Source organism: Methylophilus sp. 13, assembly GCF_015354335.1.
Classification (GTDB): Bacteria; Pseudomonadota; Gammaproteobacteria; order Burkholderiales; family Methylophilaceae; genus Methylophilus; species Methylophilus glucosoxydans.
Map to the genome: position 1 here is coordinate 299789 of NZ_JADKYR010000002.1, position 22169 is coordinate 321957.

20 protein-coding genes are annotated in these 22169 nt (G+C 51.2%); 6 read left to right on the top strand and 14 right to left on the bottom strand.

Annotated elements, in window-relative coordinates:
• Positions 1–4: 4 nt before the first annotated feature.
• The 3 genes from INP77_RS05595 to hemN all read right to left on the bottom strand — a co-directional run bounded on the left by INP77_RS05595 (position 5) and on the right by hemN (position 3081).
• Entirely contained in the window at positions 5–835 is an 831-nt protein-coding gene (locus tag INP77_RS05595) for a DNA ligase (protein WP_255521181.1), read from the bottom strand.
• A 134-nt stretch (positions 836–969) separates the two neighbouring features.
• A complete protein-coding gene (locus INP77_RS05600) occupies positions 970–1686 on the bottom strand; it encodes a sulfite exporter TauE/SafE family protein (RefSeq protein WP_194747948.1) in 717 nt (238 codons plus the stop codon).
• A gap of 9 nt (positions 1687–1695) precedes the next feature.
• Entirely contained in the window at positions 1696–3081 is a 1386-nt protein-coding gene (hemN, locus tag INP77_RS05605; RefSeq protein ID WP_194748455.1) for an oxygen-independent coproporphyrinogen III oxidase, read from the bottom strand.
• Between the two features lie 237 nt (positions 3082–3318).
• Here hemN and fnr point away from each other — a divergent pair, with 237 nt between their 5' ends.
• Together fnr and INP77_RS05615 are read left to right on the top strand one after the other, a co-directional pair.
• Positions 3319–4038 carry a fumarate/nitrate reduction transcriptional regulator Fnr gene (fnr, locus tag INP77_RS05610; protein WP_194747950.1) on the top strand — a complete coding sequence of 240 codons (720 nt, stop codon included), beginning with the start codon at positions 3319–3321 and terminating at the stop codon, positions 4036–4038.
• Positions 4039–4068: 30 nt separating this feature from the next.
• Positions 4069–4923, top strand: coding sequence for a hypothetical protein (locus INP77_RS05615; protein ID WP_194747952.1), 855 nt, complete (start codon positions 4069–4071; stop codon positions 4921–4923).
• A 79-nt stretch (positions 4924–5002) separates the two neighbouring features.
• On the opposite strand, the gene INP77_RS05620 is transcribed toward INP77_RS05615, so the two are convergent.
• The 10 genes from INP77_RS05620 to INP77_RS05665 form a co-directional block, all read right to left on the bottom strand.
• Complete coding sequence (locus INP77_RS05620; RefSeq protein ID WP_228518788.1) at positions 5003–5224, bottom strand: FixH family protein; 222 nt, start codon at positions 5222–5224, stop codon at positions 5003–5005.
• Between the two features lie 92 nt (positions 5225–5316).
• Positions 5317–6762 carry a cytochrome c oxidase accessory protein CcoG gene (ccoG, locus tag INP77_RS05625; RefSeq protein ID WP_194747956.1) on the bottom strand — a complete coding sequence of 482 codons (1446 nt, stop codon included), beginning with the start codon at positions 6760–6762 and terminating at the stop codon, positions 5317–5319.
• 17 nt (positions 6763–6779) lie between these two features.
• Positions 6780–7676, bottom strand: a complete 897-nt coding sequence (gene ccoP, locus INP77_RS05630) for a cytochrome-c oxidase, cbb3-type subunit III (RefSeq protein WP_194747958.1) — start codon at positions 7674–7676, stop codon at positions 6780–6782.
• A 30-nt stretch (positions 7677–7706) separates the two neighbouring features.
• The gene (locus tag INP77_RS05635) at positions 7707–7844 is read right to left on the bottom strand and encodes a cbb3-type cytochrome c oxidase subunit 3 (protein WP_194747960.1); all 138 of its coding nucleotides are present in this window, start codon (positions 7842–7844) and stop codon (positions 7707–7709) included.
• Between the two features lie 11 nt (positions 7845–7855).
• Entirely contained in the window at positions 7856–8482 is a 627-nt protein-coding gene (gene ccoO, locus INP77_RS05640) for a cytochrome-c oxidase, cbb3-type subunit II (protein ID WP_194747962.1), read from the bottom strand.
• Between the two features lie 10 nt (positions 8483–8492).
• A complete protein-coding gene (gene ccoN, locus INP77_RS05645) occupies positions 8493–9929 on the bottom strand; it encodes a cytochrome-c oxidase, cbb3-type subunit I (RefSeq protein ID WP_194747965.1) in 1437 nt (478 codons plus the stop codon).
• Positions 9930–10070: 141 nt separating this feature from the next.
• Positions 10071–10208: a cbb3-type cytochrome oxidase assembly protein CcoS gene (gene ccoS / locus INP77_RS05650; RefSeq protein WP_194747968.1), complete on the bottom strand. Its 138-nt coding sequence runs from the start codon at positions 10206–10208 to the stop codon at positions 10071–10073.
• A gap of 10 nt (positions 10209–10218) precedes the next feature.
• Positions 10219–12507, bottom strand: a complete 2289-nt coding sequence (locus tag INP77_RS05655) for a cation-translocating P-type ATPase (protein WP_194747970.1) — start codon at positions 12505–12507, stop codon at positions 10219–10221.
• Between the two features lie 186 nt (positions 12508–12693).
• A complete protein-coding gene (gene metG / locus INP77_RS05660) occupies positions 12694–14745 on the bottom strand; it encodes a methionine--tRNA ligase (protein WP_194747973.1) in 2052 nt (683 codons plus the stop codon).
• A 29-nt stretch (positions 14746–14774) separates the two neighbouring features.
• A complete protein-coding gene (locus INP77_RS05665) occupies positions 14775–14981 on the bottom strand; it encodes a hypothetical protein (RefSeq protein ID WP_194747975.1) in 207 nt (68 codons plus the stop codon).
• Between the two features lie 27 nt (positions 14982–15008).
• On the opposite strand from INP77_RS05665, the gene INP77_RS05670 reads away from it, so the two are divergent.
• From INP77_RS05670 to INP77_RS05680, 3 genes are all read left to right on the top strand, one after another.
• On the top strand, positions 15009–15500 hold the full coding sequence (locus tag INP77_RS05670; protein WP_194747977.1) for an RNA polymerase sigma factor: 492 nt from the start codon (positions 15009–15011) through the stop codon (positions 15498–15500).
• A 4-nt stretch (positions 15501–15504) separates the two neighbouring features.
• A complete protein-coding gene (locus INP77_RS05675; RefSeq protein ID WP_194747979.1) occupies positions 15505–16488 on the top strand; it encodes a FecR domain-containing protein in 984 nt (327 codons plus the stop codon).
• A 101-nt stretch (positions 16489–16589) separates the two neighbouring features.
• Positions 16590–20279 (top strand): TonB-dependent receptor, encoded by a 3690-nt coding sequence (locus INP77_RS05680; RefSeq protein ID WP_194747982.1) that lies wholly within the window; start codon positions 16590–16592, stop codon positions 20277–20279.
• A gap of 91 nt (positions 20280–20370) precedes the next feature.
• Here INP77_RS05680 and INP77_RS05685 read toward each other — a convergent pair whose 3' ends face one another.
• A complete protein-coding gene (locus INP77_RS05685; protein ID WP_194747985.1) occupies positions 20371–20829 on the bottom strand; it encodes a fasciclin domain-containing protein in 459 nt (152 codons plus the stop codon).
• Between the two features lie 279 nt (positions 20830–21108).
• On the opposite strand from INP77_RS05685, the gene INP77_RS05690 reads away from it, so the two are divergent.
• Complete coding sequence (locus INP77_RS05690; RefSeq protein ID WP_194747987.1) at positions 21109–22149, top strand: glycosyltransferase family 1 protein; 1041 nt, start codon at positions 21109–21111, stop codon at positions 22147–22149.
• Positions 22150–22169 lie beyond the last annotated feature (20 nt).

A 22169-nucleotide genomic window follows, 5' to 3' on the forward strand; every position in this document is an offset into this window, starting at 1 on the left:
TCAATTATTCCGGTGGCCGTACCCGTACAAAGCGCGCAAATTTGGGTTTGCCGTTTTTGGTGAGGTCGCGGTAGGAATAGGTCACCTGGCTGCCGATCGGCGGCGGGTTTGCGCGATCGCTATCTTTAAAGCCGGTGCCAAGTTTAAAACGTATCCCTTGCGCGGTTTCTACCAGTAACGCGCCCATTTTACCTTGGTATTTACCTTTGCCGGGCACGTAGGCAATGACTTTGGCTTCGGCATCCAGCTGTGGCTTGAGTTTGAGTAGCACATGGCTACGGCCGGTCAGATAAGGTGCATCGGCTTGATGCAACATGAGGCCCTCGCCTTTGCGGGCCACCACCCAGTCCAGCGTGCGTTTGAGGGCAGCGGCATCTGCCACGCGAAACTGTTTGATGGCTTTGAGATACGGGCTCTGCTGACGCTTGACCAGTTGCTCGATGTGCTGGGCACGTTGAGTGAAAGTGCCTGGGGCCATTGGCAGTTCAAACACATAATAGGCCACATGACGCCACTCCGCTTCATCAGGCTGGGCGCGGCGCACGGTGGCAGAGAGTCGTTCAAATTGTGCGCGGGCGATCCACAGTTCACCATCTAGGGGCTGTTGGGGGAATTTTTGCACAAACCAGGCCGGCGCGTGGATGGGATGGCCCTGTCGACTGATCAGTTGTTTGCCATCCCACACGGCGCGTATGCCGTCCAGCTTTTCGCTGACCAAGTAGTCCTTGACAGTGATGCCTTCGTGGTAAACCTGTGCCAGCAGGATTTCTGGTACCTGCGCATAGGCTGGCATGCCAGACTGACTGATCAGCCACAGTAAAAAACAGATGCGCATCCATATCATCATCACCGCCCAGATTGTAAATTTAATTTAACAATCGTAAGTTAGCGGAATTTAACTAGGTAGGCAATACACGGATGGCCCAAATAAGCCTCACAGAGGCTGCTGGTGCACACAATCAGACACGGCTATAACAACTGGCACCACAATTTGTCGTGATGCATGACGTCCATCCACAGCGCCACCAGGCTGAGGGCGACCAGCAAGCCGCCACTCAGGCGCATGCCTGCCGCTTCACTGAACCAGCGCGGCAGGCTTTGCTGGCCCGCGCGCCAGAAAAAGGGGGCCAAGGCGAGGATGGTGGCGGAACCGGTCGCGAAGGCAATCATGACCAGTGCGCCTTGCAGCCATTGCGACTGGAGGGAGGCCAGCATCACCGCCGAGTACAGCAAGCCGCAAGGCAGCAAGGCCCAGACGATGCCGGTCACAAAATAGCCCGACCTGGCATGCGCGGTATGTTGCTTGATCCATGCCCAGACCAATTGCGCCCGCTGCACCGCCCATTGTGGCTGTCGGCCGAGGATAAGCAGCAACACGCCCCAGGCGAAGATCAGCGTATGCGAGAACGTCCACAATGGTTGAAACAGATGGCTCTGATTGGATAACCAGGCCAAACCGCGCAAGGTTTCGGCAGCAATCGCGCCGAGCAAGCCATAGCCGAGCATACGGCCCAGGTAAAAACTCCAGGGGATGGTCTGTACGACACGCAGAGGGATGGAACGCGGGGGACTAGAAAGATTCGGCGGCGTTTGCATGGCGCCGCAAGCAGCGCCACACATCAGCACACAGTGCGGGCCGCCTGCCAGCCCCATGACAAAAGCAGTCAAGAGTAAACTGGCTAACATGCCAGCAGTTTAAAGGATTTTGGAAAACCTTGCACGGTTGGCATCGTGCTGCAAATAACGGTCAAACACCATGGCAATGGCGCGCACAAAATACCAGCCCATTTCGGTGACTTTGAGGCCATCGTCTTCGAGTACGACCAGGCCTTGTTTCTCTTTCTCGGCCAATTGCGCAATTTCTGCCTGAAAATATTGCTTGAAATTGACCATGTAAGACAACTCAATGGATTCGTAACTCAGTTCACCATGGCACATGACCGCCATGATCACGGCACGGCGGATCAGGTCATCGCGGCTTAATGCCAGCCCACGCACGATAGGTAACTGGCCTTGGTCAAGAAAGTCGTAATACTCTTCGAGGGTTTTGGCATTCTGGCTGTAGGTAGCACCGATCTTGCCAATCGCGGAGACACCCAAAGCCAGAATATCCTGATCAGCCATGGTGCTGTAACCCTGAAAGTTGCGGTGCAACCTGCCCTGCTGTTTGGCAATCGCCAGCGGGTCGTCAGGCAAGGCAAAATGATCCATGCCGATAAAGACATAGCCTGCCAGCATCAGCTGCTGAATCGCTTCTGACAGCATTTGGATTTTATCTACGGCATGTGGCAAGTCCGCTTGCAAAATCCGGCGTTGCGGCTTGAAACGTGACGGCAAGTGCGCGTAGCCATATAACGCGATACGGTCTGGCCGCAATTGGATGATCTGGGCGATGGTCTGGCGGAAGGTCGCCGGGGTTTGTTTGGGCAAGCCGTAAATCAAGTCGGTATTGATAGACGCAAACCCCAGGTCGCGCGCATGTTGCATCAGGCTTTCAACCTGCGCATAAGACTGCACCCTGTGCACGGCCTGCTGTACCTCGGCATCAAAGTCTTGCACGCCAAAACTCAGGCGGTTAAAGCCCAGCTCGCGCAAGTGTTGCAAGCGTTGCTGATTGACGGTACGTGGATCAATTTCAATCGAGTATTCACCGTCTTTGGCAAAGGCAAACGCCTGCTTGAACATCTGCATGAGTTGGGTCAACTCGGCATCATTGAGAAACGTCGGCGTGCCCCCGCCCAGATGCAACTGGTTGACGGTTTGCTTTTTGGCAAACTTGTCCAAGTGCAAATCAAGCTCGCGTTGCAGGTAGTTGAGGTAAACCGCGCCTTGCTCATAGCGCTTGGTGACTATCTTGTTGCATGCACAATAAAAACACAGCGAGGCACAAAACGGGATATGCACATACAACGAGAGCGGCTGCGTCCAGTTGCTGATATTGCGCTGCTCGGCCGCCTTGAGATAAGCAGCGGCGTCAAACGCCTCAACAAAGCGGTCTGCTGTCGGATAAGAGGTATAACGAGGCCCGGAGACGTCATAGCGCTCAATATGCTCTTGAGTAATCAGCAACGGGGAGTTCATGGTTTCTGGCAAATTCTTTCCTATCAGTATCCCGAAACTAGACTTTACGGGTTCATCTGGCGTTACTGTGCCATAAACCAATGCAGGGCTTTTTGACACACGTCAAATGCAGCTTGCGTCGCCTGCTGCATAATGCGCCTAAATACAAAAGGAAGAGGTCACACCATGTTCAATGAAATCGCAACCGAAGAGGCGTATAATTTGCCGCATGTTCAACGTCAGTCAAGGACGCCCTCCATGCAAGCAGAATCCAGTTTCAAGGTTGCCTGCTCCAATTGTAACTTGCGTGAACTGTGCCTGCCGGTAGGCTTGAGCACAGATGAAATGACTAAACTGGATGGCATGGTTGCCACCCGTAAAAAGATCAAGCAAGGCGGTCACTTGTATAGCAGTGGCGATGCCTTCACCACGCTTTATGCGATCCGCACTGGGTTTTTCAAGACTTGCGTCGTTTCGGAAGATGGCCGTGAACAAGTCACCGGTTTTCAGATGGCTGGTGAAATCATGGGCTTGGATGGCATTGTCAGTGACAAGCACAACTGCAACGCCATTGCCCTCGAAGACGCCGAAGTCTGTGTCATGCCCTTCAATCATGTCGAAGACCTGTCGCGTGAGATTCCTGTCTTGCAACGCCATGTGCACAAAATCATGAGTCGCGAGATCGTGCGCGAAAACGGCGTCATGATGTTGTTGGCTAATATGCGCGCCGAAGAACGCCTGGCGGCGTTTCTGCTCAACTTGCTGCAACGCCTGCATGCACGCGGCTACTCCAAAAGCGAATTGATTTTACGCATGACGCGTGAAGAAATCGGCAGCTACCTGGGCATGAAACTGGAAACAGTGAGCCGTACTTTCTCCAAATTTAGTGATGAAGGCATTATTGAGGTCAAGCAAAAGAATATCCGTATTCTGGACCACGAAAAGCTTAAAACCATCTTCAACGCCAGCACCTGCTAGGCGGTTGCTGACGTCTGTAAGCGCTGAGGGATGCCACTGCCTTCGTCTCCATTTGAGGCCTTACAGCGTATGGCCGCGCAACAAGCCTGGCAATATATTTATCCTGTCTGGTCCCGCCGTGCGCAGGGCCTTTCCATCGGCATAAACCTGCACCCGAATCAATGCTGCAACTGGCATTGCATTTATTGCCAGGTGCCAGGGCTGCATCGCGGCCCCTCCCCGGTCATTCAAATAGAGCGCCTGCAACAAGAATTAAGCACCTGCTTGCACTGGCTAAGACAGCACTTACACGCAGCAAAGCGTGTATTGTCGGAAGATGTGCAGGATATTGCCTTTGCCGGAGACGGCGAACCGACCACCTCGCCGCAATTTTATGAAGCATTAGCACTGGTTGAGCGGTTGTTGAGCCAGACATCACCAACAGACCGTCCGGCACGGGTCAGGCTCATTACCAATGGCAGCCAAATGCATCTGGCCACGACACAGCAAGCCTTAAAGGTACTGCAACAGATGGGGGGAGAAGTCTGGTTTAAGCTGGACGCAGGCAACGATGCAGAAATGCTGGCAGTGAATGATGCGCGTTTGCCACTTAGCCTGCATCTGCAACGGCTGCAGGCTTGCAGCATGGCTTGCCGGACTTGGGTGCAAACCGCTGTGATGCAGCGACGTATCGCGGACCAACTGGTCACCACCCCCGCATTGGCCGGCTATGTGCAGGCGTTGCTACCACTTAAAGAGAACATTGAAGGCATTTTGTTGTATGGCATCGCCAGACCTAGCCAGCAAGACACGCTGGCCAGCATTCAAGCACCAGACATCCGGCTGTTACAGCAGTATGCTGAGGCTTTGCGCACGCAGGGTTTCAACGTGCGCCTATTTGCCTAAACGCTGATCCCCTACCCGCAATGCTCGCGCCTGAATCAGGTCTTAGACGCGCGTCAGCGCTGAGAGACAGGCAGACAGTTTACTGTTCAGCAGGCTTCAGGCCGGTCTGCGCATGGTTACGCGCCTGGATGGCGGGCGCCATGGCATCTGTCTGGCCGTCTTGCGCTTGCGCATCCAGCGTTTTGTTGATTTCTATGCCCTTGCGGTAGTAATCATCAATCGCTGGATCAGGATGCGTAATCGCCAGATACAAGGTGATGAAAGAAGCCACAATCACGGCAGAAGGGCCGCCTATAATCATCCAGACATAAGGGTTGTGATACCATTTTTTCTGGTCAACCGCTTTAGCGGCCGGTTTCTGCTGTGCTTGGTGTTGTGACAATCTCTGCTCCATTAGTTGCTCGGCACAATAAAGACCGACTTTTCTTTGACCGCTTCGCTGGTTTGTAAATCCGTCATTTCGAAAAAGATTTTATGCGAACCAGCTCTGGTGACCCCATCAGGCAACTCCAGCTCAATCACCACATTGCGTGTCTCAAACGGCCGCAAGCCTTTGAAGTCCTGGCTATTCTCGTCAGCAAAATGCACCACCAAGCCTTCGAGCCCCGTGACCTTCAATGCATAGTCATGCACGGCTTCGGTATCATTTTCAAGCTTGAGGTTATACACGTTCTCAATCATGCCTTCATCAGTGTAGCGAGACATGACGGCACGATCACGTAACACATCCAGCCTGAAATCAGGCTTGAAGTAGAGACTGACCACCATACCGATGGTGAGCGCCAACAAAATCGTTGTATAAATTATCACGCGTGGGCGTAGCAAACGTTGCAGCATTTGCTGACGGCTCCAACGGTTGGTGATGCCGTTCTGCGTGGAGTATTTGATCAAGCCCTTGGCATAGCCCATTTTGTCCATTACATCGTCGCACGCATCAATACAGGCACCGCAACCAATACACTCGTACTGCAAGCCTTTACGGATATCAATTCCGGTCGGACACACTTGCACACAGATACTGCAATCGATACAACTGCCCAGGCCATTGGCATTCTCGCCAGCTTTTTTAGAGCGTGCACCACGCGGTTCACCGCGTGCCTCGTCATAGGTCACAATCATGGTGTCATCATCAAACATGGCACTCTGAAAGCGGGCATAAGGGCACATATATTTGCAGACTTGCTCACGCATATAGCCTGCATTGCCATAGGTGGCAAAGCCGTAAAAGCAAATCCAGAACGTTTCCCAGCCACCCAATTGCCAGTTCACAATATTGGGCACCAGCTCGCGAATGGAGGAGAAGTAACCGACAAACGTCACGCCTGTCCACAAGCCAAAGGTGATCCAGGCAAACTGCTTGAGCGATTTGCGCGTGAACTTGTTCAGAGTCCATTTGCTATCATCGAGGCGCATACGTGCGATACGATCGCCCTCGATTTTATTTTCCATCCACATGTAAATCTCGGTATACACCGTTTGCGGACAGGTGTAGCCACACCACAAGCGACCGGCAATGGCCGTAAACAGAAACAGCGACAGCGCAGACACAATCAGCAAAAACGACAGATAGATCAAGTCCTGCGGATGAAAAATCAGGCCGAAGATATAAAAGCGTTTGGCATCAAGGTCAAACAGCATGGCCTGACGACCATCCCATTGCAACCAGGGTACGCCATAAAAAAACAGTTGCGTAGCCCACACCATGACCCAGCGCCAGTTATTGAACATACCGGAGACGCTACGGGCATAGATCTTATCTGCGGATTTATAAAGTGACAAAACCACCTCCTGTTCAGGGATGGTGGTTTTGTTCACAGCGTTTTGTTTAATATCGCTCATGGGTTATCTGCATTCGCCTATTTGTTGGAAAGACCCCAAACATAAGCAGTCAGCAGATGAATTTGCTCTGGGCTGAATTTTTCTTTCCAGGCTGGCATCACGTTGTTTTTACCTTCATGAATACGCTTGATGATCGCGGCTTCACCTTGACCATGCAACCAGATGTTGTCTGTCAGGTTAGGTGCACCAATCGCCTGGTTGCCCTTACCTTCTGGGCCATGGCAAGCAGCACACACCACAAATTTTTCTTTACCGGCATTGGCACGACCAGAGTCATGAATACTGCCAGACAAGCTCAATACGTAGTTGGCGACGTTTTTCACATCTTCTTCAGAACCAACAGCAGCAGCCATGGGAGGCATGATGCCATTACGACCATTGTTGATAGTCAACTTGATCGTATCAGGTGAACCACCATACAACCAGTCATTGTCGGTCAGGTTAGGAAAGCCACGGCTCCCTTTGGCGTCTGAACCATGACAAGCAGCACAGTTGTTGAGGAAAATACGCTTACCAATGTCGCGGGCTTCAGGAATCTTGGCCACTTCTTCTACCGGCATGGCTGCATATTTGGCATACAGCGGGGCGATCTTGGCATTGTTCTTTGCCACTTCAGCTTCGTACTGCTTGACTTCCGACCAGCCGAACTTGCCATTGTAAGTCCCCAGGCCAGGAAACAGGTACAGATAGGTCAGGCCAAAAATTACGGTAATGATAAATAACCCTACCCACCACATTGGCAGCGGATTGTTCATCTCCTTGATGCCATCCCATTCGTGACCATTGGTGTTATCGCTATCCAAAGGCACTTTGACGCGGCTTGCGAAAATCAGCAAACCGACACAGAAAGCAATCCCGCCCAAGGTAATGGTCGAAATCCAGATCGGCCAAAAACCATTTACAAAATCATTCATGATGTTTTCCTTAACCTTTCCGCGCAGTGTTTAGTCTTGGTCGAACGGCAGATTTTGCGCGTCCTTGAATTGCGCGGAGTTGCGATTGCGCCATGCCCAAATCAAAATTGCCACAAACAGGACGAAACTCAGTACTGTAAAAAATATGCGTAGTATGTTGATATCCATGGCGCGTCTCCTTATTTCAGGTGTGTACCCAACACTTGCAGGTAAGCCACCAGTGCGTCCTGCTCGGTTTTGCCTTTGATTTCATCCCCTGCAGCCTTGATCTGCGCGTCGGTGTATGGCACGCCCACTTTACGCAGCGCAGCCATATGGTCACCAATGGTTTTGTCGTCAACCAGGTTTTCTTCCAACCATGGATAGGCTGGCATGATGGACTCAGGCACGACATCACGTGGATTGTGCAGGTGCACACGGTGCCAGTCATCACTGTACTTGCCCCCTACACGGTGCAAGTCAGGACCCGTACGCTTACTGCCCCACTGGAACGGGTGATCATAAACATACTCACCAGCAACCGAGTAATGGCCATAACGCAGCGTTTCAGCGTGGAAAGGACGAATCATCTGTGAGTGGCAGTTGTAGCAACCTTCACGCAGATAAATGTCACGGCCAGCCAGTTGCAACGCGTTGTAAGGCTCCAGACCACGGATAGGCTCGGTGGTTGACTTCTGGAAGAACAAAGGCACGATTTCGACCAGACCACCAAACGAGATCGTGATGAAGGTCAGCACGATCAGCAGGAAGTTGCTGGTTTCAATCTTTTCGTGAAAATTGCCACTATTGTTTTGATGCGTAGCCATAGTGAATTCCTTAAGCGTGAGCAACCACAGCTGGCACTTCTACAGTGACTGCTTTGCCGTTAGTTGCTGTTTTATATGTATTCCACAACATGATGATCAAACCGCTCATGTACAGGAAACCACCCAATGCACGTGTGAAGTAGTATGGGAACTTGGCTTTCACACTTTCAACGAAGGTGTACGCCAATGTGCCGTCAGCGTTCATGGCACGCCACATCAAGCCTTCCATCACGCCGGAAATCCACAACGCAGCGATATACAACACCACGCCGATGGTTGCCATCCAGAAGTGCACTTCAATCGCTTTCACGCTGTACATTTGTTTTTGACCAAACAAACGTGGAATCAGGAAGTACAGGGAACCGATAGACACGAAACCAACCCAGCCCAGCGCACCCGAGTGCACGTGACCCACGGTCCAGTCAGTGTAGTGAGACAAGGCGTTCACAGTCTTGATCGCCATCATCGGACCTTCAAAGGTACTCATACCGTAGAAAGACAGGGAAACGATCAGGAAACGCAAGATTGGGTCTGTGCGCAGTTTGTGCCATGCGCCAGACAAGGTCATGATACCGTTGATCATGCCACCCCAGCTTGGTGCAAACAGGATCAGAGACAACACCATACCCAAGGACTGTGTCCAGTCAGGCAAGGCAGTGTAATGCAGGTGGTGAGGACCCGCCCACATGTAAGTGAAGATCAGTGCCCAGAAGTGAACGATAGACAAGCTGTAAGAGTAGACAGGACGCTCAGCTTGTTTAGGCACAAAGTAGTACATCATGCCCAGGAAGCCCGCAGTCAGGAAGAAACCTACCGCGTTGTGACCATACCACCACTGCACCATCGCATCCTGTACCCCGGCGTAAGCAGAGTAGGACTTCATGAAACCAGCAGGAATCGCAGCACTTTCAACGATGTGCAACAAAGCCACCGCCAGAATAAATGCACCGTAGAACCAGTTAGCTACATAGATATGCTTTACTTTACGGATACCGATAGTACCGAAGAAGTTGACTGCATAAGCAATCCATACCAAGGCAATCAGGATATCGATTGGCCACTCCAGCTCGCCGTACTCCTTACCCTGGGTGTAACCCAAAGGCAGAGAAATGGCAGCAGCCACGATAACAGCCTGCCAGCCCCAGAAGGTGAAGCTGGACAACTTGTCGCTGAACAAACGTGTCTGACAGGTACGCTGAACAACATAGTACGAGGTAGCAAATAAAGCACAGCCACCAAACGCGAAAATCACTGCATTGGTATGCAGTGGTCTCAAACGGCCAAAAGAGGTAAACGGCAGGCCCAGGTTCAGCTCTGGCCACACCAGCTGGGACGCAATAATCACGCCCATCAGTGTACCCACAACACCCCAAACCACTGCCATGATTGCGAACTGGCGGACTACACTATCGTTGTAGGTCGCAGCCTTCACGGTTGCATTTTGCATGGATTTCTCCCAATGATTAAAACAAACACCCAACACTAAAAAAACTTCTAGTTGTTCACCCTGATATTCTCAGAGATGTCACAAATTTGATTTGACTCACATCAATACTGCTTAAGAATCCCCGTTCTTGCTTGAGAATTCCTAATCCTGCTCGAGAATTCTGGACCCCTCTTCCTCAAGGTCTTCAAATTGCCCGGTTTGAATGGCCCACCACAAGCCACCCAAAATCACAAACACCAGCAACACTGCCAGTGGAATCAGTAAGTATGCAATTTCCATTGAGCGATGCCTAACCTTTCTGCCAGGCCGACTTATCCCAGTCGGTCAATCGCAATGCATTTAACAGTACCAGTAACGAACTGGCCGCCATCCCCAACCCGGCTAACCAGGCAGGCAACAGCCCCATAATCGCCAAAGGCACACCGGCCGCGTTATACAACGCCGCCCACAACAAATTCTGTTTTACGATGAGGATGGTTTTTTTGCAGTGTGAAATGAGCGAAACCAGCACGCCGATATCATTGCCCAACACTACCATATCGGCCTGTGCCTGCGTCAAAGGGACGCCGGAACCCATTGCAATAGAAGTATGCGCTGCTGCAATGACAGGGCCGTCATTCAAACCATCACCTACCATCAACACTTTCCGCCCCTGTTGTTGCAGCTGCTTGACATGCTGCAGCTTATCTTCTGCTTTTTGTAACCCTGCTGCTCGCTGGATACCCAGTTGTGATGCAAGGTTTTTAACGGCCGCTATTCTATCACCAGATAACAGTTGAATATCAAGCCCGGATGCAATTAATTGTGAAACAGCCGCCTTGGCGTGTGGCTTCACTTGCTCAGACAACGCTAATGTTGCCAACATTTGGCCATTGCTAGCCAGATAGACCACTCGCAACGCCTCGTGTTCCGGCTTGACCGTGATCCCGCAAAATTCAGCATTGCCCAATTTTAATGGCATGGAATCACCAGACTGTGTGATCAAGGTCGCAGACATGCCACCCCCCACAATTTCTTGCCAGTCCTGCATCTCCAGCTGGTCACTCGCGTCTTGCCGGGTGGCAAATCCGTGCAAGGCCTGCGCCACAGGATGCAGGGAATCACGGCTCATGCTGGCAATCACATCCAGCAGCCACTGATGGTCTTGCCCGGCGGCCATTTCGACCGCGCTGACCTGTTGCAAGCTCTCGGTCAAGGTTCCGGTTTTATCAAACACAATAGTGTCAATTTCGCTGAGGGCCTGAATCGCCTGCAGACGGCGGATCAGCACACCGCCTTTGGCAAACGTGCCCGCACTGGCCAGCATGGCCGCAGGCGTTGCCAGCGACAAGGCACAAGGGCAAGTCACTACCAGCACCGCCACTGCTGACATAATCGCTTTGGCCGGATCGGTGGTCCACCAGAAAACCAGGGCATACAGCGCGGCCAGCAGCACGCCCCACAAGAACGGTTGCGCCACTTTATCAGCCAGCAAAGCGATGCCAGGTTTCTCGGTTGAAGCAGAGGCCATCAGGTTCACCAGCGCATGATACTGCGTACCCTCACCCACTTGCTCCACCTGCATTTCAATCGCCGAAGTCAGGTTACCCGAACCGGCAATCACAGTTGCACCGGCAGGTTTCAATACTGGATCTGACTCACCTGTCAGCATGGATTCATCGGCACTGGTATTGCCTACCAGCACCTTGCCGTCGGCGGCAAACACTTCACCAGGGCGCACATATAAGACATCGCCCACATTGATGTTGCTGGCGGCGATTTGCACCCATTCGCCCGTTTCATTCTTTTTGAGCACCGCATGTGGCAAGCGTCGCATCATGTTTTCCAGCGCGCCTGCCGTACGATTGCGCAGCTTCACATCCAGCCAGCGGCCAACCAGCAAAAAGCTGACAAACATGGTCAGAGAATCGTAATAGACCACATCGCCCCACCAGCCACCCGGCACAAACGTGGCCAGCGTACTCATGATAAAGGCAGCCAGTATGCCCAGTGACACCGGCACATCCATGCCTAACTGGCGTTGTTTGAGACTGTTCCAGGCCTGGGAGAGAAACGGTGTCGCAGAAAACAGCATCACGGGCAGTGTCAGCACCCATGACGCCCACTTCATCAACTGCACCATGTCAGGCGCCATGTCATTACTGCCGGTCCAATAAGTCGGATAGGCATACATCATGACCTGCATCATGCAGAAGACGGCGACCACCAGGCGCCACAGCATCTTGCGCTGCTGCACGGTTCTGTCGCTGATGGCGTTGTATTCGTTAAGCGGAAGCGCTGGGTAGCCAATCTCGTTAAGACCGGCAAACCATTGCGAGGGGGAAGTTTGATGCGCATCCCATACCACACGGACGCGCTTGGAAGCGGCACTGGCATGCACAGCCAGCACACCACGCATTTGTTTCAATGTCTGCTCAATGCGGCCGCTGCAGGCGGCACAATGCATGCTATCAACCCAGACATGCGAGGTCCACACCTCGTTGGCAGAAGCATCACGCTGACTAAACCGCTCCCACTCGGACTGGACATCCAGCCCCTGCCAGGGATTTGCACTGCTCACTGCTAAAGGGGTTGCCATTGGGTGATGGAGCATCCGTGAAACAATCTATAACTTTATATTATATGATTGAATATAATATAAATCAATGTGTTAGCGAACTTTTCAAGCCGTCATTAAAGCAGCAAACGATCTTCTCTTTGTTGATTTGGCGCAAACATCGCGTCCATGACAGCCCAAGAAAACCGCCTGATGCGCATGCAACCATTATTTCACACGCATCCCCGCTTGCGCACCACTGTCAGGTGAGAGGATATAAGGCCCACCACGCTCATCGCTGGCGGCCAACACCATGCCCTCACTCATGCCAAACTTCATTTTGCGTGGTGCCAGGTTAGCCACCATCACAGTCAGCCGCCCCACCAGCGTCGCCGGGTCATAAGCGGACTTGATACCGGCAAACACCTGACGCGGCTTCTCTTCGCCAATATCCAGTTGCAGCTTAAGTAACTTCTCTGCACCCTCTACGTGCTCGGCGTTGACAATTTTTGCAATCCGCAAATCCACCTTGCCAAAGTCATCAATCGAGATATACGCACCCTCTTCTGTCGCCTTGGCTTCGGCTTTCGCTTCTACCTTTACTTCAGCCTTGGCTGGCGCTGCCGCTTGCAGGCTTTCTTTATTGGCTTCAACCATGGCCTCGATTTGCTTGGCCTCCAAACGCGTCACCATATGACTATAAGCCTGGATCGTTTGCGCAGCCAGGCCTTGGTTCACATGTGACCACTGCAAGGCTGGCACGTTCAAGAAAGCCTCCACCGCACTGGCGATATTTGGTAACACTGGCTTCAGATAAATGGTCAACAGACGGAACATTTCCAGCGCATTACTGCAAATGATATGCAGCTCAGCCGCCTTGCTTTCGTCTTTAGCCACCACCCACGGCGCCGCTTCGGCGACATAGCCATTCGCGGCATCGGTCAGCTTCATGATTTCACGCAAAGCACGCGCAAAATCACGCGCGGCATAGGCTTCGGCAATCACAGGCGCGGCGGCGCGCATCTCGTCAATCACAGCGTGCTGCGCTGCAATCACTTGGTGATCGAATTTTTTGGCGATAAAGCCGGCCGTGCGGCTGGCGATATTGATATATTTACCCACCAGATCACTATTCACCCGGGCAACAAAATCTTCCAGGTTGAGATCGATATCTTCCATACTGCCATTCAGTTTAGCGGCATAGTAGTAGCGCAAGTATTCAGGATTTTTGACATGTTCCAAGTAGCTACGCGCCGTGATAAACGTGCCGCGCGACTTGGACATTTTTTCGCCGTTCACAGTCAAAAAACCATGCGCAAACACCTGCGTAGGCGTGCGGTGACCGGAATATTCCAGCGTGGCTGGCCAGAACAAGGCATGAAAATACAGGATATCCTTGCCGATAAAGTGATACAGCTCGGTCGAAGAATCCTTCTTCCAGTACTCATCAAAGTCCAAACCAGCTTTGGCACACAGATTTTTGAAGCTGGCCATGTAGCCAATTGGCGCATCCAGCCAGACATAAAAATACTTGCCTGGCGCATCCGGGATTTCAAAGCCAAAATAAGGCGCATCGCGCGAAATATCCCAATCGGAGAGCTTGTTCTCGCCCGCCTCGCCTACCCACTCGCTCATCTTGTTGGCAGCTTCGGCTTGCAGCGTGCCAGACCGTGTCCAGTCACGCAAAAAGTCAGCACATTCACTGAGTTTGAAGAAGTAGTGTTCGGTCTCTTTACGTACTGGCGTCGCACCAGAAACGGCAGAATAGGGATTCAGCAAATCTGTCGGGCTGTAGGTCGCACCGCACACTTCACAGTTATCGCCATACTGGTCTTTGGCGTGGCACTTGGGGCACTCGCCTTTGATAAAGCGATCCGGCAAAAACATACTTTTCACCGGGTCAAAATATTGCTCTATGGTTTTGCTGGCGATTTTGCCGTTGGCCTTGAGCGCCTTGTAAATGCCAGAGGCCAGTTCGCGGTTTTCTTGCGAGTTGGTGGAATAGTAGTTATCAAACTGCACCAAAAATTCGGCAAAATCCTGGCTGTGCTCAGCGTGGACTTTCTCAATCAACGCCTCAGGGGTAATGCCCTCTTTTTCAGCACGCAACATAATCGGCGTGCCATGCGTATCATCCGCGCAAACATAATGCACGGTATGCCCCTGCATCTTGTGAAAACGCACCCAGATATCGGTTTGAATGTATTCAACCAAATGGCCCAGATGGATACTGCCATTGGCATAAGGCAAGGCGGAGGTCACCAGAAGTTTGCGTGTCATGTCAGCCAGATCAAAATAAAACGACTATTTTAGCAAACCATGCGGCATTTCAGCGATGCCAGCGGCAGATAATGTTTGTGAGCAAACGCGCGATCAACCCCTGGCTCATTTAAACCAATATGGTTGATATCAACCATATACTCACAACCAAAGTCACAGCTTGAATTTATAAAAATCATGATAAACAACAAGTTAGCCCATGCTGGCGGCACGGTACAATCCTTGCCTGATGCCAAACAAGTTCACCTTACTGGCAAATTCGCATGTTATGGCATGGCATTAATCTTCATTGGGCATATAGCACGTTGCTACCCGGCATCCGCCGTAAAACGCAATGCCAGCATCATGCCAAGGATATTTTGCATGATGGCTTTCTGCGCTTTGCCCTGACCACCAGCCCCAACCGCGGGCAAGAACCGCATGCCTATTTGCGCACCATCGTACAAAATCTGCTGCTTGAGCATTACCGTAAAGAACGTTATTTTGCCGAGTATCAGCAGCAGGCAGACTTGGAAGAACCCGTCACGATTTCCGTCGAACACTTGGCAGACATCAAACAACGGCTGGAACTGGTCACCCAAATCATTCAGGATTTACCCCCCAAATGCCGCCAGGTGTTTGTCATGTACCGCATTGAAGGCCATGCGCAAAAAGACATTGCAACGCAACTCAACATTAGCCTCAACATGGTCGAACGCCACCTGATCCGCGCCTTGCTTGACCTGCGTGCGGCGCGCGAGCAGTTTCTCAAATAAGCGCATGTCGGCCCATCAAAAAATCGCTGAGACAGCTGCCCGCTGGTTTATCCGCATGCAAGAAGCGGCACCAGACGCGCCGGAACGCAGCCAGTTTGAAGCCTGGCTCATGCAAAGCCCATTGCATCAACAAGAATACCGTAGCATCAGCGAAGCCTGGCAAGGCATAGACTCGGTCACCGAGCTGCAATCTCTGGCGCAGGCCAAACAGGCTGATGCTTTCTTCAAACAGAGCGAGCGCAAAAAATCGCGGCAGAAACTGGCAGGCACGGTGGCCAGCGTGATCGCGGCGCTGTGCATAGGCTGGGCTGGCTTGCACCAATATCAGGTTTGGCAAAGCGCGCCCACGCTACAACTCGCCGCGCAAACCACCACCGCTCAACTCAGCACACAAACGCTGGACGACGGCAGCCGTGTCACACTCAATGCCAACTCGCGTATTGAGATCAAGTACTACCGCAACCAGCGTCACATTGACCTGCTGCAAGGTGAAGCCGTGTTTGAAGTGCAACCAGACCGCGACCGCCCGTTTGTAGTAGAAACCCAGCGCCTGAAAGTCACCGTGCTGGGCACACGCTTTGCCGTCAACAAACTCAAACAGCTTGAACGTGTCAGCGTCGATCACGGCAAGGTACAAGTGCTCAACAAGCAAGATCAGCAAGGCCTCATCCTGCAAAATAACCAGGTCGCTGAAATCAACCAGCACGGCCTGCAAGCTCGCCCACAAGTGAGTGCCCAGGACTACTTCCGCTTTATTAGCGGCACCTTGGTATTTAATCAATCCTCGCTCTCAGAAATCGCCGAAACCCTCACCCGCTACCAGCCCCAACCCATCACCAGCGATGAGCGTTCCAGCGAAAAAATCAGCGCCGTGGTCGCCATTAAAGACAGCAACAGCTTTATCGCCACCCTGCCCCGCATAGCCAATGTGCGTGTGCACCGCAGCCCAGAAGGTATTCAACTAGAAACTTACCCCGCAGCCAAATAAGCAAATCGCACATCATTACATTTTTTTGCAATCAACATATCAGGGTTTTGACGCCCCGTGCATTAAGGCAATAACAAGCCAAAAAGTAACGGGGAAGTCAGATGCACACACCAAAAAAATTGATTCTGGGCGCAGCCATCGCCGCCTGCTTTAGCAGCCAGCCGACCTGGCTCAACCCTTTATGGGCGGCAGAGCTTAATACCAAGTTGCCGCAGTCAGAAGAAGACGTTTTGCTCTCGCAAAAAATCACCATCTACCTGCCAGCCCAACCACTGGCAGCCTCACTCAAAGCACTGAGCGCCAAAATAGGTTTAAACATCACCTACAACGATAAACTGGTGGCAGATAAACAAGCCCCGGCGTTGAGTGGCACCATGCGTAGCAAGGAGGCGTTGCAAAAACTGCTAGCAAATACCGGGCTTGAAGCGAAGTTAAATGACAATACGCTGTATATACAGCGCATCACAAAGGTTGAAGCACAAGACATTCAGCTCGAAAAAATCGAGACCATTGCCAAGCGTCGTTACGATGTGGGTCCGCTACGCGGGCTTGCGGTGACCAAAGAAGAAATCCCCGGCAACGTACAAAGCATTAGCGCGAAAGAGATCAAAGAGTCTAAAGCAGTCAGCCTGACTGACCTCATGAACAGCAAGTTGCAGTCGGTGAACGTTAACGACTACCAAAGCAACCCGTTTCAAATGGACGTCACTTATCGGGGCTTCACTGCCAGTCCGCAGTTAGGTACCTCACAAGGCTTGAGCGTGTTTCTTGATGGCATCCGTGTTAACGAACCGTTTGGGGATGTGGTGAACTGGGACATGATCCCCATGAACGCGCTCAACAGCCTGGACGTATTCCCAGGCTCTAACCCGCTGTTTGGCTTGGGTACGTTAGGTGGCGCCATCAGCATGAAAACCAAAAGTGGCTTTGACAGCAACGAAGGTACGGTGGAATACCTGGGTGGCTCTTTCAAGCGTAACCAGTTTCAAGGCTCTGTGAGTGGCAACAACGGTGTGGTGGCAGGTTTTGCGGCAGCTAATATCTTTAGGGAGGACGGCTGGCGTGTGAATTCACCTAGTGAGGTCAACCAGATATTTGCTAAAGGCGAATGGCGTAATGACAGTGTGCAACTGGGCTTAAGCATGCTCTATGCAGGCAACAAACTGATCGGTAACGGATTGTTACCCACTGAAATGGCCAAACAAGATGGCAGCCAGATTTTCACCAGCCCAGATGAAACCAAAAACCGATTACTGCAATTTCAACTCAACGGCATCTGGGATGTCAGTGACACCTTCAATATCACCGGTCAAGTTTACAAACGTAAGAGCCGCAGAAATGCCAGTAACGGCGATGTAAACCAAAACTTTGGTGGTAGTGCGACCCGTAGACCAAACCCTGGTGAGCAATTATCTAATGGCGTACCTGATTTTGATGGGGATGGGTTGCCAGATATTGAATCTAGTAGTTTATCGATTGAGAATGTGGCTGCACAGACTGTGCCAGATGGAAATGGGGGCACTATTTTAGCAATGTTGGATATTAATGGCGAACCAGAATATTTTGGTCTTGATTCCAGTGGAAATGTTTTATTAAATTCCGCATTCTCTGCTTACGATTCATCCTCACCCTCCGGATATGATTTAAGTCGATTAGCCATAGGTAGTAATGCAAATTCGACTGCTGTGACAGGGCAATCTGTAGATGCAAGCGGGAATCCAATCTGGACGCTTAATCCGCAGAATCCTACTACTGCACCAGCCTTTACTCCTGAGTTTTATCAATATGCTTTGAATGCCTGGAAGCTGCGCCAAATTTCGGCGCCAGATCCAAGAACCGATGGGCAGCGCTTTGATCCTCAAGATTTAACTTATGCATATAAGGATGTTAATGGTTTTCTTGTTGGGGGTGATTCTTACTCTGTGCCAGCAGTAGACCCCGTAACAGGTGCAAATCTAATTCGTGTATTTTCAGGGAGTAACCCAGGGATCAATAAGCCACTAGGGTTGTTAGTCACCGATGCCAATGGTACGCCAATTGAACGTAATGGCGCTGATTGTAATTCCGGGCAGATCGGGCAAGGTAAATGCTCTGGTTATGTTGAAGGCACACCGACCGCACTGATTACTCAAACCGAGATTGATCAGACAACCGATGGTGCATCTATGCAGCTCAACTGGAATTTCGAGAAGCATAAATTCATGGTTGGTACTTCGATTGATGCTGCCGATGCTACTTACGAGAGTGGTCAATACTTGGGCTTGTTTGATGCAAACCGCCGGTCTTACCTTGACCCGAGCCAGCTTGGGTATGAGTTTTATGCGGCTGATCATCGCATAGATCTGAATAACTTTGCAGGCAATAGCACGACCAAGAGTATTTACTTTAGCGAAACCTGGACGCCGAATAAAGAATGGGCGTTTACCGCCGCCGGTAGATTCAACCATACAAAGATCAAGAACGTATTGGCAATTAATAATTTCTTGGGTTTGTTAGGGCCCACTGCATTTAAAAACTTCTATCAAGATACTATCCTGTGCCCTGATAGCAATGGAAACGGCACCTTAGAGCTGGAGGAGTGTCCTGTAGTGAGTGTGCTGCCGTTTAGCCCAGAGCTGGCAGGCGGATTAGGCTATCTTGGTCAACCAGAAACAGAGAAGTTTACTTATCGTTCGTTTAATCCCAGTTTAGGGGCTACCTGGCAACCGATTGAAACTCTTAACCTTTATGCCAACTGGAATAAAGGCGCTCGTACCCCAAGTGTGATTGAACTTGGATGCGCGTTTGATGATACCCCAGTCAGAATCGGAAACGACCCTGTTACGGGTGCTCCAACATTCGGACCAAGATCACTAGTTGAGCGTCGCTTTTGTTCACTACCCAGCACGCTTTCTGGTGACCCTTACTTAAAACAAGTACGATCTGAGACGATAGAGTTTGGTGGGCGCGGCTATCTCACTCCAACAATACAGTGGAATGCCACTGCCTATCAAACTGAGCTGACAGATGATATTTACTTCGTTTCTTTTACCGCTGACCGTAGTTTCTTCCAAAACATAGGGGATACTCGCCGCCGTGGGATTGAGCTTGGGTTGCAAGGCAAGGTTGATAGACTTGGTTTTAGAGTCAACTACTCACTGACGGATGCGACCTTTCAGGACCGCTTTACTGTCGCTAGTCCTAATAACAGTACCGCTGGCAATGTAGTTGGGCGAGGCAATGGCTACGAGCAGATTGTTGTTTCCCCCGGCAATCGCATCCCAGGCGTACCTCTACATAACCTGAATGCCACTGTTAGTTACGACATCACTCCAGATTGGACTGTGAGCCTGACAGGGATATTGCACTCAGAGAGCTTTGTGCGCGGTAACGAGAATAATAAGCACCAAGCTGGAGCTACGAATTCACGATACATATGTAGCATCTTAGCTTCACCCTCAGTGAATGATGGAGTTCAGTACGGAAACGATACATGCGAAACCAGAGTTGACCGACCTAACTTTCGCTATCCAGGCAAGGTACCAGGCTATGCGGTGTTTAACTTCAAAACTGCCTATAAATTAAACAAGAACTGGACGGCCGGCTTGATGATTAACAACCTGTTTGACCGAGAGTATTACAGTGCTGGTCGTCTCGGTGTCAATCCGTTTTCACCTTCTATCAACGGTGCAATCGGCCCTGGTGGATTCAATTACAACAGCAATGACTGGTTAGCAACAACCTTCCTTGCGCCTGGGGCTCCGAGATCTGCTTTCATCACACTCACTTATGACTTTGATGTGGGCAAGTAATCATTTGGCGCGTTCAAAATTGACGTGACACTTTTAAAATTTAAGCAAAAGCCTCGCAAAATCAAGGCTTTTGCTTAATCAATCTATCGGCTTAGCCCTTCGGAATCAACACAGCACTCATCGTATGGATCACGCCGTTATCAGCATTGATTTCATCACCAATGACTTTGACATTGTCCACTTTTACGCCATCGGTCACAGTGAGTTTCAAGTCTGCACCCTCTAGCGATTTAACCTTGCCAGCACTCACGTCTGCCTGGGTAATTTTGCCAGGATAGATATGGTAGCTGAGCACTTTTTTAAGTTCAGTCGGGTTTGCCATCAAGGCTTTGAGTTTGGCTTTGGGCAATTTGGCAAAGGCGGCATCGTTAGGGGCAAACAGGGTAATCGGGCCTTTATCGTTGAGGGTGCTTTCCAGGCCGGCAGTTTTGACGGCTTGTAAAAAGGTTTTGAAGTTGCCTTCCTGATCTGCGGTTTGCAGCAGGGTATCTGCATTGGCATGATGGGTATAGCTGATGGCTAACAAGGTGAGTGCAAGTAGTTTGTTCATGCGTGTTCTCCAGAATTATTGTTTAACTGAAACTAAAGCGTGTATTACCGAGACTTTTAGCGGCTTGCGTGCTGCTGTCGTCGATGTGCTTACCTTAGCAAGCCAGCCTTACGCTTAACTTACCGGGGCATGGTCAAAACTTACAGCGAGCTGAACACCCGTGAAGCATGTGCGCAGGGATGATCAGTTGGGCAATGGTTATCGCAGCTTTAAAGCGAGATGTTCATAAACTCGTCATGCTGGCTTGGCAAGATCATGGCACCTTGTTGCGGAGCTTGCATGATGACGATGTTGATTGTGACGGACACTTTTCAGCAAACCAATGGCGTCTCTACGACCTACAAAAACCTGCGGCGGGTGGCCAAATCACGCAACTTGCGTTTTCGTGTTTTGCACCCTAGCCTGTATCGCTGGATACCGTTGCCGTTTTATCCTGAAATCCAGCTCAATATCCAACCCTTGCGCCTGTGGCGCACACTCAATCGCATCCAGCCTAAACAATTGCATATTGCCACCGAGGGCGTCATGGGCCTGGTGGCGCGCCACTGGTGCAAATCGCGCGGGATTGCGTTTACGACCTCCTATCACACGCGCTTTCCTGAATACCTCGAATTAATGTGGCGGATCCCCGCACGCTGGACCTATGCTTATTTACGCTGGTTTCACCAAGGTGCACATGCCACCTTTGTCACCACCGAAAGTATGCGCCAGACCTTGCAGACGCATGGATTCAAGCGTCTGGTGATTTGGTCGCGGGGCGTTTCTGAACAGTTATTGAGCGTTGCGCAGCCACAAGCAGCCGGGCAAAAATTGCGCGTGTTGAACGTCGGCAGGGTGAGCCGTGAAAAAAACCTGGATGCGCTATGTGAGCATCAGGATACCTTTGACATCACCATCGCTGGCGATGGTCCTTATTTAAGCCAGCTTAAGCAAAAATACCCGCGCGTCAATTTTGTCGGCTATCAATATGGCAAGGCACTGGCAGCGTTGTATGCACAGCATGATGTGTTTGCCTTCCCCTCCCGTACCGATACGTTTGGCATTGTGATGATAGAGGCGATGTGCAACGGCTTGCCCGTGGCAGCATTTGATGTGACGGGGCCCAGAGATGTGATCAAACATGGCTTTTCAGGCATGTTGGCCGAGGATATTGCACAAGCTATTGTGCAGTGTTCATCGCTGGATAAGGAGGCCATACGCGAGCAGGCGCGCAGCCAGTGGAGCTGGGCGCATTGCTTTGAGACGTTTCAAAAGCACTATCCTGACCATAGCCCCTGTGTGCGCTCACAGCCTGCCACGACCAACGCAGAGATTGCATGACGAATCAGGGGGGATGGAGT